This window comes from uncultured Clostridium sp. (genome assembly GCF_937920395.1).
In the GTDB taxonomy this organism is placed as follows: domain Bacteria; phylum Bacillota; class Clostridia; order Clostridiales; family Clostridiaceae; genus Clostridium_AD.
Map to the genome: position 1 here is coordinate 1 of NZ_CALEVF010000362.1, position 12,289 is coordinate 12,289.

Here is a 12,289-nt window from a genome sequence, read left to right on the forward strand (position 1 = left end):
ATGCTAAAGAAAGATTAGCAGGATACCAAAAACTTGCTAGTGAAAAATAGTATTTTAAATAAAGGAAACCTTGAGGGGTTTCCTTTACCTTAATTATATTGACCTTTTTTATATAAAAACATTATGTATACATATATTTACTTATATTGGATTTTAAGTTATTGGACACGTAATGACTATAAGAATGTGAAAATATTATCAAATAAAAGCTGTTATTTAAAATTATTTACGTTTATTCAAAGTTAATTTGAACTAAGTAAGCGTTTTCAACATTGATCTTAAATTTAAAAAATAAACATTGTTAACTACTTAACAACTATAGAAATATTCTAAATAGTATGATATCATAAAACTTAAGAAGGTCAGACCATACTACCAACTAAAAATTTTAAATTTTTATACAAAATGTAGGGGAAATAAATATATGAAAATTTTAGTTTGTATAGAACAAGTTCCAGGGACTTCAAATGTTGAAGTAGATCCAGTTACATGAGTCTGAGTTATTAAATTATCTATTAATAAAGTGTTTGTATACGATTACTAAAAACTTAAAAATTTTAAAATAGAACCTTATACAGTAGCATTTGATCCTAACAATATATTAAATCCAGGAAAAATTTGTGAATAAAGTAAAGTAGTATATTACTAATATCCATAATAGATATTGGTAATATATAATATAAATTACGTAGTCCATTTTACTACTATATCTAATCTTACTAAGTAAAGGAGATATTAAAAAATGAATATTTATTTATTATTTTTCATTGCACTTATTCCTATTGTTTGGCTTATGGTTTCCCTAGGTGTATTAAAAATGCCAGGACATAAAACTTGTACAATTACGCTTGTAATTACTATAATACTTGCAACTATTGTTTGGAAAATGCCAATTGGCCAGGCGCTTACAGCAACACTTGAAGGTGCGGCAATGGCATTATGGCCAATAATCGTAGTAATAATAGCTGCGGTATTTACCTATAACCTTTCTATTCATACAAAGAGTATGGACGTAATAAAAGATATGATGACAGGAATCACAACAGATAGAAGAATACTTGTTCTAATTGTTGCTTGGGGTTTTGGTGGATTCCTAGAGGCAATTGCAGGCTTTGGTACAGCAGTTGCAATACCTGCAAGTATTCTAGCAGCACTTGGCTTTGATCCTATATTTGCAGCAATAATATGTCTTATCGCAAATACAACACCAACAGCTTTCGGAGCAATAGGGTTACCTGTAACCACACTTGCAAAGGTTGCATCAATTAATCCAGTTACTTTAAGTTATGCAGTTGGCATTCAATTATTTGCATTAATTGTAGTTTTACCCTTGGTACTCGTAATGCTCACGGGCAAGAGTATTAAGGCCATAAAGGGCGTTGTGTTTATTTCCATAGCGTCAGGTCTATCTTTTGCAATACCTGAACTTTTAGTTGCAAAATATCTTGGAGCTGAATTACCAGCATTAATTGGATCTATAATATGTATTATTGTAACAGTTACGATAGCTAAAGTATTTTATAAAAAAACAGCAGCTAAAGATGCAGTTACTGTACCTGTAAAAAAAGCTTTTATAGCTTGGATACCATTTATCTTAATTTTGGCTTTTATATTAATCACAAGTACTTTAGTTCCAGCAATAAACAAACCATTATCAGCTATAAAGACTTCAATACAAATATATACTGGTCCTCATGCAAAACTTAGTACTTTTACATGGATTGCAAATCCGGGAACACTTATAATTCTTGCTACCTTTATAGGGGGACTTATTCAGGGAGCTAAATCTTCAGAAATAGTAAAGGTATTTATGGATACTTGTAAACAAATGTCTAAAACTGCAATTACAATACTTGCAATAGTTTCTCTTGCAAAGGTAATGAGTTATAGTGGAATGATAACATCTATTGCTGTGGTACTTGTTGCAGCAACAGGAGGATTCTATCCTTTATTTGCACCAATAATAGGAGCGCTAGGTACCTTTGTAACAGGTAGTGATACCTCGGCTAATGTACTCTTTGGACCCCTTCAAGTTGAGGTTGCAAGAAATCTTCATATGAGTCCTTATTGGTTAGCGGCTGCCAATACTGGTGGTGCTACAGCAGGTAAAATGATTTCACCACAAAGTATTGCAGTTGCAACGGCTGCAACTGGAATTGTAGGAGCAGAAGGTAAGATATTAAAAGCAACATTGAAATTCTGCCTAGTATATGTATTAATCTTAGGGTTAATCGTCTATTTTGGATCAAAATATTTTACTATGTAGGGAGGAATATAAATGACAAAAGTCAAAATACCATATTCAAAAAGGTTTTTGGAAGTTGAAATACCTGACAGAAATTTGTTGGCAATACTCGAATCAAAGGCTCATGCTTTCAAAGTAAAAAACAGTCAAGAAGAAATTGTTAATGAGGCACTTGATAATCCTATTGGAAGTGTCAAATTAGAAGAATTAGTTAAGGAAAAGAAGAATATAGTAATAATAACAAGTGATCACACAAGACCTGTACCAAGTAAAATAACAATGCCAATACTTCTTAAGAGAATTAGAGCAGTCAATCCTAAAATTGATATAACAATATTGATTGCAACGGGTTTTCACAGACCAACTACAAATGAAGAAATGATTAATAAGTTTGGGCAAGATATTGTAGATAATGAAAAGATAGTAATTCATGTATCAACTGATTATAGTACTGTTGTACATGTTGGAACTCTTCCATCTGGTGGAGAATTATTACTTAATAAGATAGCGATGGAAGCAGAACTACTAATAGCGGAAGGCTTTATAGAACCACATTTCTTTGCAGGATTTTCTGGAGGACGCAAAAGTATACTTCCTGGAGTAGCATCAGCAAAAACGGTAATGGCAAATCATTGCTCCGAATTTATAGCAAGCGAGTATGCACGCTCTGGAGTAATTGAAAATAATCCAATTCATATAGATATGTTATATGCTGCAAAAGAGGCAAAACTTGCGTTTATATTAAATGTTGTTATTGACAGCGAGAAAAAGATAATAAGTGCATTTGCAGGAGATAGTGAACTTGCACATGTTAAAGGATGTAAATTTGTAATGGAACTTGCATCTGTAAAAGCTGTTAAAGCAGATATTGCTATATCATCTAATGGAGGATATCCACTAGATCAAAACTTATATCAGTCTGTAAAAGGTATGACAGCAGCTGAAGCAACTTGCAAAGATGGAGGAGTTATTATCATGGTGTCCGCTTGTAATGATGGACATGGTGGTCAGTCTTTCTATGACAATATTGCAAATGCAAAGAGCCCAAGAGAAGTTCTTGATAAAGTACTTAAAGTAGGAAGAAATGAAACGCTACCCGATCAATGGGAATTCCAGATTCTTGCACGTATACTTGACAAGTTTACTGTAATTCTTGTATCAGATTTGTGTGACCCTGAAATGATAAAGAAAATGCATATGGAGCATGCAGCTACTTTTGAAGAAGCACTTGAAAGAGCTTTAAAGATAAAGGGAAAATATGCAACGATAACAGTAATACCAGATGGAGTTTCAGTTGTGGTAAGATAACTTAAAGATTAAACAAAAAAATAAAGTGAGGGATCAAAAAAAGCTCCTCACTTTATTTTTTTGTTTTTTTATATAATTATTAAAGAGTGAATCTTTTAATTTGCTCTATAATAGATGTAGTTTTATCATTTAGTAACTGAGCAGAGGTTGCAACTTGATCTGCTGAGAGTGTCATTTCTTGTGTTGCAGCAGATATTTCTTCAGCGGCTTCAGAATTTTCTTCTGACACTGATGATGTATTTTCAGCAGAAGATATAATGGTATTTTTACAACTATTAATACCCGAAATTGAATTATTTATCTCTGCTATTTCAGGTAATATATTTTGAATAGAAGTTATTATGTCTTTAAAGGAACTAATAGATGTGTCTACAACTGAGATTTGTTTTGCAAGTTCTCCATTTGCAGTATCAGTAGTTACTGTAACAATAGTTGATGCATTCATTTCTTGGGATAGCGCAGATAATGATAGTGCTTGCTCTCAAATATATAACGAATCATGATTAATGTTAGTAAAATACTTGAAATTGATGTAATAGTTTTTATTAATGCATTATTAATGCTATACATTTTACTAGTATTAGTATAACCAATAGGTCCAACTGCAAGTGTTGCAAGTAACGAAATAATATATATTAATATTATGCTTGTTGTAATTTTTGTGTTTTTCAGTTTTTTTAAATTCATGTTCATGTATAATCCCACCTTATATATATAATATTGTATAATTATAGAATATATTAACCTATTTAAGAGTAATTTTACTAATATGGAAGCTATAAAAATATATTTACTGTTGAAAATACTGATAATGTAGATACAACGTAGATAACGGTATTTACATTAATTTAACGTTGAACATATAATTATTTATAATAATGGGTATATTTGGTATGATTAAAATGTATATAATAGCAAGATAAGTATTATGTTTGATGTTCAAAATATAACTAAGAAATATTCTAAAGAACAATTGTAAAAGATAACATAAATTAAACTTACGAAGGTGAAATAGATAAGCGGTTAGGTAGAGATGTATTTATTATAATGAATTATAAAGATACTTTATAACAAATTGGGTAGACTATGAAATGCACTAGATAGACACAGTGTAATTTCTATATTCGAAAGGAGAATGTTTATGAGTGAAATTAATTTAAATGAAGAAAAAAAATCTAGTAAACAATCAGTAGAAAATGAGGGCTTTTGTGATACTTCAAACGTAGAAATGGCTAATATGACTAACATGAAAAGTGTTCCAAGTGACACTACTTTAGAAGACATAAGAAGATTATATGGACGCTCATCAATAAACAAAGGCATTTATAGAAAATGAAATTAAGGTAGGGGAATTATCCTGCCTTAATTTATATTGTAGATAAGGAATAATATGTTTTTGAAAAGGTATAAATAAATTAAGTATTTGATTAATAATGGAAAAACACTTTAAATAATTTAATTATATGGTATAATACTTAGGTCAACTTAATATATGGAGAGATGTCCGAGTGGCCTATGGTACCTGCCTCGAAAACAGGCGAACGTGTAATGCGTTCCGAGGGTTCAAATCCCTCTTTCTCCGCCAAATCAAAGAACTCACTGGAAGGTGAGTTTTTTTACGTTAAATTATAGTGGGGATTTGAACTCGTGAGGGCGCAAAGCGTTAAGAAAATGTGATGTTATCACATTTTTAGCTATGCGGGAGGCGACAGGACCCGGACCGGGTGTCGACGTAGTTGATGCGTAGCAGAAATTAAATCCCTCTTTCTCCGCCAAAATCAAGAGCCCCACAGATATTCTGTGGGGCTCTTTTGTTGATTTAGAATTGTATATTTAAGAAATGATAAGATTCTAATATTTTTGCCTAATAAAAAATATAGACACCTTATTATTTTTTGTCAAATAACAAAGTATCAATGACAGTATTAGTCTTTCGTTTTGTACTATTAAGAGTATGACTGTAAATAGAATGAATGACCCTTATGAAGGTTCAATTAACATAGTGGTTGAACGAGAATTAATTGATGCGTAGCAGCAATCAAATCCCCAACTCTTCGCCAATATGAAGGGCTCTAGCAAAACTGCTAGAGCCCTTTTGCAAGGATAATTCACAAAGAAATATATTAGTTCAGGCTTCAACATATCAATAAATACCAATAAAGGGTATACTAAATGCTAGAGTCGAAAATTTAGGAGGATATTATGCATGCTAAAATATCAGTTTTGTCTAAAAAAGGCGGTAGAGCTGTAAATGAAGATTACTGTTCTTATAAAGAAACAAATGATTTCGCCTGTTATGTAGTAGCTGATGGCTTAGGTGGTTATAAAGGTGGTAATTTAGCATCGGATTTAGTTGTAAATAGTTTTTTAGAGTTAAGTCTAAAAAAAGAATCAATTGAGTATAAGGATATAAAGCATAGTATTGAAGAGACAAATACAATTTTAACTAAGGCACAGAAAGAAAATTTTGAACTCAATTCTTCGAAATCTACTTTAGTGGCATTGCTTACGGATTTTAAAAGTGTCAATTGGGTTCATGTTGGTGATAGTAGAATTTACTTTTTTAGAGATGGGCATATTTATCATCAATCAAAGGATCATAGTGTAGTACAAGCACTTGCTGATGCAGGGGAAATTATGGTAGATGAAATAAGATTTCATGAAGACAGGAACAAGTTACTTCGTGCTATTGGACAAAGTAATGATGTTAAATGTACGATAAATGAAAATTCGGTAAACTTACGTTCAGGCGATGTCTTTTTATTATGTACTGATGGCTTTTGGGAATATGTTGATGAAGATAGTATGATAACATCATTAAAGATTGTTACTTCTCCTGAAGAGTGGATTTTAAAATTGGAAAGTGTGCTTAATGAGAGAATAAATGATAATAACGATAATTACACAGCAATTACAGTTTGGTTTAATTAACAAGCAGATGAATATTAAGGAGGTTTTGACTTGCAATTGCATAAATTATGTATGGGATGTATGAGTGATAAGGGAGATAATAAAATTTGCCCACTATGTGGATGGAATGAAAATCTAGTTTCTGAAAATCCAGTTCATCTCCGAGCAGGGACACTTTTATATGATAAGTATATGGTAGGAAAGGTTTTGGGGAATGGGGGCTTTGGCATTACATATCTTGGATGGGACAAGGTTCTAAGTAGAAAAGTCGCTATAAAAGAATATTTACCACAACAATTTTCTACTAGATATGCTGGTGAAAATAATGTAACAATATTTACAAGTGATAATGAGTTGCAGTACAATAGTGGTCTAGAAAAGTTTCTTGAAGAAGCAAAGATACTTGCTAAATTTGGAGATCATCAAAACATAGTTTCTGTTTATGATTTTTTTAGATTAAACAACACTGCCTATATAGTTATGAATTATGTGGATGGAATTACTTTAAAAGAATATCTTAATGCAATGGGTGAAAGTATACAATATGCTAAAGCTTTAGGAATTATTGGACCAGTTATGAATGCTTTAAATTCTGTTCATAAAGTAAACATACTTCATAGAGATATTAGCCCAGGTAATATTTACATGTGTAAAAATGGTCAGATAAAGCTTATAGACTTTGGCGCTTCAAGGCAAGTTGTGGGTGATCTAAAAAGTTTGTCCGTAATACTTAAACCAGGCTTTGCACCAGAAGAACAATATAGGAGTAGAGGTGTTCAGGGACCTTGGACTGATGTGTATGCAGTAGCTGCTACTTTCTATAGAATGTTAGCTGGAGAACCTCCTCAAGAAGCACTTGAGAGATTATCAGAGGATACAATAGAATGGGAAAGCGAGTGCTGGAAAGATGTACCGGTCGATGCTATTGATTGCTTAAAAGTTGCTCTTTCTGTAAGGTCAAAAGATAGATATCAAAGCATTAAAGATTTTTCGAATGAGCTATTTAAAAATGATAATTTATACAATATTATACAGAATAGCTCAGAAGAGCTTGGCTCTGAAGTTGATACAATTGCTAAGGAAATCAATAGAAATAAACAAAAAAATTATATTGATACTAAAGAGGTATCTGCTCTAAACCACGATAATATTGATTTGGATAAAACTGTTATACGCTCTCATAATGGAGGTGCTACAAGTGTAAATGTTCCCAATGAAGGGACTATACATATAAAAAATAGTGATACAAATCCGGAACCAATGGATGTAGTGGTGCTTTGCTCGCGTTGTGGTGAGAAATTGTATGAAAATGAAATGTACTGCAGTAACTGTGGTAATAAGGTTATTTCTCAGATTGAAAGTCCTAAAAATGATATAAGCACTAAAATGGATTCAACAATATTAAACGAAAGTAATGCTAATGAAGATTCAACAATATTAAAGGAAAGTAATGCTAATGAAGATTCAACAATATTAAAGGAAAGTAATGCTAATGAAAATTCAACAATATTAAAGGAAAGTACAGAGTTACCCAAATCGGTAGTTAAGGTAAATATGAGTAGAAGAAAGAAATATATTATATTTTCATCTATTTCTTTACTTATAATTTTGGGAATCATTTCAATAAGATTTGTGCTAATAGGAGATGGAGGAAGCCAAACAAAAGCTGTTAATAGTACTAATAAAGCAACAGATTCTGTAAAAGTAAAATCAAAAGAAGTTATTCGAACAATTTCTAAAGAAGAAGCAATCAACATTGCAAGTAAAATAGTAGGGGAGCTACCTAAGGGCTATCATTTAGATTATGATAGCATACAAAAGATTGATAATAAAGAATATCATATGATACATTTTTATGAAACTATAATAGATAACCAGCAAACAGGAGCTTCTCATAAAGCAACATGTGAATGGTATTATATAGATATTAGTGATGGCAACATATATAGAATGGATACTGCCACAGGTAAGTTAGTAAAAGTTACTGAAAAGTGGAGTGGACAATTAAAGAAGCAGCAAATAGTATATTCAAAATATACTAATGATAAATTTGGATTTTCAATAGATTACCCTAGTGACCTCTTGACAAAAGTAATGCCTCTTAGTCAGAATGGAAGTATTTTTTCTTCAAAAGATGACAGTGTAAAACTTACTGTATCAGGGAAAAATAATGTGTCAAATCAAAATGCAAAATCAGTTTACAACGATGTAATTAAAGAACATAGCGATGCACTTTATAAAACCCAGCAAAACAACTGGTTTGTGGTATCTTGGATTGATGGAGACAAGATATATTATGAGTGGTGTACAGTAGGAAGCGGTTCTATTAATACATATATTGCTGCATTCCCAGAGAGTCAAAAGAAATACTTTGAATTAGTCCTAAACCATCTTAATTCTAGTTTCAAGAATCCTGGTGTTGGGAAGTCACATTAGATGAATTATCAAATATAAATTTATGCAAAATTAATGGAGTAAAACTAACAAAAGGTCTACGTTATTCCGTTCCAGAGGTTAAAATCCATCTTTCTCGGCCAAGATCAAGGGCTCTAGCAATTATGTTAGAGCCCTTTTAATATGTAGAAGAGATAATACATCATCATTATCAGGTAGAATTACTATATTAGTTCCAGTTAAAGAAGCAACATTCACTAATTTTAATTTTAATAAATTTTTGAACCCCCTAATCTTTCGCTGTAGTTTTGCAAAAAAATCTTAAATTATTACGAGAAATTTTTAATTATAGTAATATTGTAACTAAATATTAGATATGTAATTAGTTTAAATCATTGATATATAAGGGTTTATAGGTAAATTACTTACTACATTACAAATTTATCATAGGGGGTATGCAACGTATTAGAGTTTTTAAATTTTAATTCTCACTTGTATAAGAAATTTTTATATTCTAATGTAGATATCATAAGGGTTTGGGATGATTACAAGAGGTGACAATGAATTAGAATAAATTATAATGTAAAGGTAGTTTATAGTGCTAATAAAAACTATACCGACACAAGTGGGAAACCCATTTGGATTAATATAGCATGTTATTCATTTATTATAATATTTGTTAAGTAAATGTTTACATTTAATTTGTATAAATGATTGAGTTGTTTTAAATAGTGTGGTAAAATATTATTAAGTGGTAGTACCATAGTACCACTTGATAATATTTTTAGATAAATTAATTGGACCAATTTTTATACAATGGTATTTTAGAAGAATTTAAATACAAAATGGTTATATCAAAAAAACTATTTAATAATGTAAAAGCGTAAAGGAGAGGGAAAATATGAAAATTCTGTTATGTGTAAAACAAGTTCCAGATGATTCTATTGAAATTCATTTGGATAATAAGACAAAAAAGCCTAATTTCAATGGAATCACTATGGTAGCAAATGCATTCGACACATATGCATTAGAGTTAGCAGTTCGTTTTATGGAAGCTAATGGAGGAAGTGTTAGTGTATTAACTGTTGGAGCAGAGGATTCTTTAAATACATTAAAAAATTGTCTTGCTGTAGGAGCTAAAGAAGCATTTTCTGTAAAAGATGATTTATATGCAGATTTAGACGCTAATTCCACAGCTGATGTTTTGGTAGATGCTATTCATAAAATTGAAAAAGACAAAGGTGAAAAATTTGATTTAATTCTTTGTGGAAAGGAATCAACAGATGAAATTACTGGTCAGCTAGGAGCAATACTTGCTGAAAAATTGAAGTCAAGTTTTGTTAGTAGCGCAATTGAAATCAATTTGAAAGATGGTGGTATGGAAGTTCATCAAGAAACTGAAGAAGGATATAATGTAGTTTCTTTAGAATCTCCAGCTGTAATAACAGTAAGTAAACCAAATTATGATCCACGTTATCCTACTATTAGAACCAAGATGGCAAGCCGTAAGGCAGTCATTCCAACTTACTGCGCAGCAGAAATTGGAGAGGTAAAACAAGCAAAAGTACGTATCATTGAATATGTTGAACCTCCTAAGAAAAAGGCAGGTATTAAAATTAAGGAAAAAGACGCATCGTTAGCAGTAATTGCTGCTATAGAGCAAATGAAAAAAGATAAGACAATCTAATTAAGGGGGAAAATGAAGTATGAAAGTGTTATTGTTTATTGAAACATATGGAGAAAAAGTATTAGGCGGAAGTCTTGAATTAATTAGTGCAGTAAAAGCATTAGATGCAGAAGGAACAGCGCTTATAGTAGGTAACAGGGCTGCGGCAGATACTGTAGCAAATCTCGGAATTCCAGTTATTTTTGTAGAAACTGCTACAGACTGTGATACTTTGACAGAAGTATTATCAGAAACTGTTAAGCAGCAAAACCCAGATATCGTACTACTCGCAAATACAACACTAGCTAAAGATATTGCACCACGTATTGCAGGACGTATGGACCTAGGATGTGTAAGTGACGTAATAGGAATAAATAAAACTGATGGTAAAGTTATATACACAAGGCCGGCTTATGGTGGTACTATTTTAGAACATATTGAAGTAGAAGGTACAGCAGTAGTTACAGTAAGAAATGGAAGCTTTTCAAAACCTGAGGCTGCTTCAAATGCAGGCGTTACTGAGAAGAAAATAGAAATTCCAGCGAGTGTCGTTAAGGTAAAAATTGTCGATACAGTAAAAGAAATGTGTGAAGCTGTAAATTTAGAAGAAGCACAAGTTATTGTTTCTGGTGGACGTGGAATGGGAAATATAGAAAATTTCCAACTTGTTGAAGAATTAGCACGTGTACTTGGTGGTGTAGTAGGTGCAACAAGACCACCAATTGAGAGTGATTGGGTTTGTCGTACACACCAAGTTGGACAATCAGGAAAGATTGTAGCACCAAAACTTTATATTGCATGCGGTATTTCTGGAGCAACACAACATACATCTGGAATGTCAGGTTCTAAATATATTGTGGCAATTAATAAAGATGAAGAAGCTTCAATTTTTGATATCGCAGATATAGGTATTGTTGGAAATGTACTTGAAATTCTTCCAGTTATGATTGAAGAAATGAAGAAAGTAAAAGCAAAATAAAGGTTTTTTATTCATTAGAATATAACAGCTTTACCATTTGGTAAAGCTGTGCAAGCATGATGTACATTTATTTAAATGTTCATAAAACAAATATTGAGTAAATGTTTACATTTAATTTGTATAAATGATTGAGTTAGTTTAGATATTGTGATAAACTTAAATAAAGTGGTCGTACCATAGTACCAATAAATAATATCTAGTAAGAAAAAGTTTAGAAAGGAAGGATTATTATGGTTAAGTATAATCAATTGACAGAAGAATTAATCTTACAATTACAGGGGGCAGCTCCAGGACATATTTTAACAGGTGATGACATCAATGAAGATTATTCTCATGATGAAATGCCTATTTATGGGACAAAAGCTCCACAAGCTGTATTTATGGCACACTCTACAGAGGAAGTTGCTGCAGTAGTGAAGATATGTAATGAAAATAAGATACCAGTAACTCCAAGAGGAGCAGGAACAGGACTTGTTGGAGGAGCAGTTCCACTACTCGGAGGAGTTTTAATTGATCTTACAAAGATGAATAAAATACTTTCTTATGATTTAGAAAATTTTGTTGTTCATGTTGAGGCAGGAGTACTTCTCAAGGATCTTGCAGATGATTGTGCAAAACAAGGATTATTATATGCTCCAGATCCTGGTGAAAAGTCGGCTTGTTTAGGTGGAAATGTTTCAACTAATGCAGGTGGAATGAGAGCTGTTAAATATGGTGCAACACGTGATTATGTACGTGCAATGACAGTTGTTCTTCCATCAGGAGAAATTACTAAATTTGGAGCTAC

The 12,289-nt window shown here is 31.8% G+C and carries 10 protein-coding genes and 1 tRNA gene; 9 read left to right on the forward strand and 2 right to left on the reverse strand.

Annotation, left to right across the window (positions count from 1 at the left end; all coding sequences use genetic code 11):
• Positions 1-742: 742 nt before the first annotated feature.
• Together Q0649_RS21215 and larA are read left to right on the forward strand one after the other, a co-directional pair.
• Positions 743-2,266, forward strand: a complete 1,524-nt coding sequence (locus Q0649_RS21215; protein WP_298846594.1) for an L-lactate permease — start codon at positions 743-745, stop codon at positions 2,264-2,266.
• A 12-nt stretch (positions 2,267-2,278) separates the two neighbouring features.
• Positions 2,279-3,553, forward strand: a complete 1,275-nt coding sequence (gene larA, locus Q0649_RS21220) for a nickel-dependent lactate racemase (protein WP_298846597.1) — start codon at positions 2,279-2,281, stop codon at positions 3,551-3,553.
• A 79-nt stretch (positions 3,554-3,632) separates the two neighbouring features.
• Here the strand turns inward: larA and Q0649_RS21225 are convergent, their stop codons facing one another.
• The gene (locus Q0649_RS21225; protein ID WP_298846600.1) at positions 3,633-3,998 is read right to left on the reverse strand and encodes a hypothetical protein; all 366 of its coding nucleotides are present in this window, start codon (positions 3,996-3,998) and stop codon (positions 3,633-3,635) included.
• On the reverse strand, positions 3,995-4,246 hold the full coding sequence (locus tag Q0649_RS21230; protein WP_298846603.1) for a hypothetical protein: 252 nt from the start codon (positions 4,244-4,246) through the stop codon (positions 3,995-3,997). The genes Q0649_RS21225 and Q0649_RS21230 overlap by 4 nt, the downstream gene beginning before the upstream one ends.
• Before the next feature lie 448 nt (positions 4,247-4,694).
• On the opposite strand from Q0649_RS21230, the gene Q0649_RS21235 reads away from it, so the two are divergent.
• The 7 genes from Q0649_RS21235 to Q0649_RS21265 form a co-directional block, all read left to right on the forward strand.
• Positions 4,695-4,889 carry a hypothetical protein gene (locus tag Q0649_RS21235; RefSeq protein WP_298846605.1) on the forward strand — a complete coding sequence of 65 codons (195 nt, stop codon included), beginning with the start codon at positions 4,695-4,697 and terminating at the stop codon, positions 4,887-4,889.
• Positions 4,890-5,047: 158 nt separating this feature from the next.
• Positions 5,048-5,138 (forward strand) — tRNA-Ser (locus tag Q0649_RS21240).
• Between the two features lie 617 nt (positions 5,139-5,755).
• Positions 5,756-6,484, forward strand: a complete 729-nt coding sequence (locus Q0649_RS21245) for a PP2C family serine/threonine-protein phosphatase (protein ID WP_298846607.1) — start codon at positions 5,756-5,758, stop codon at positions 6,482-6,484.
• Between the two features lie 30 nt (positions 6,485-6,514).
• Positions 6,515-8,899, forward strand: coding sequence for a protein kinase domain-containing protein (locus tag Q0649_RS21250; protein WP_298846610.1), 2,385 nt, complete (start codon positions 6,515-6,517; stop codon positions 8,897-8,899).
• Between the two features lie 859 nt (positions 8,900-9,758).
• Positions 9,759-10,544 carry an electron transfer flavoprotein subunit beta/FixA family protein gene (locus Q0649_RS21255; protein WP_298846613.1) on the forward strand — a complete coding sequence of 262 codons (786 nt, stop codon included), beginning with the start codon at positions 9,759-9,761 and terminating at the stop codon, positions 10,542-10,544.
• Positions 10,545-10,563: 19 nt separating this feature from the next.
• A complete protein-coding gene (locus tag Q0649_RS21260; protein WP_298846615.1) occupies positions 10,564-11,502 on the forward strand; it encodes an electron transfer flavoprotein subunit alpha/FixB family protein in 939 nt (312 codons plus the stop codon).
• 230 nt (positions 11,503-11,732) lie between these two features.
• Positions 11,733-12,289: FAD-binding oxidoreductase (locus tag Q0649_RS21265; protein WP_298846617.1), on the forward strand; the 557-nt coding region annotated here is incomplete at its 3' end.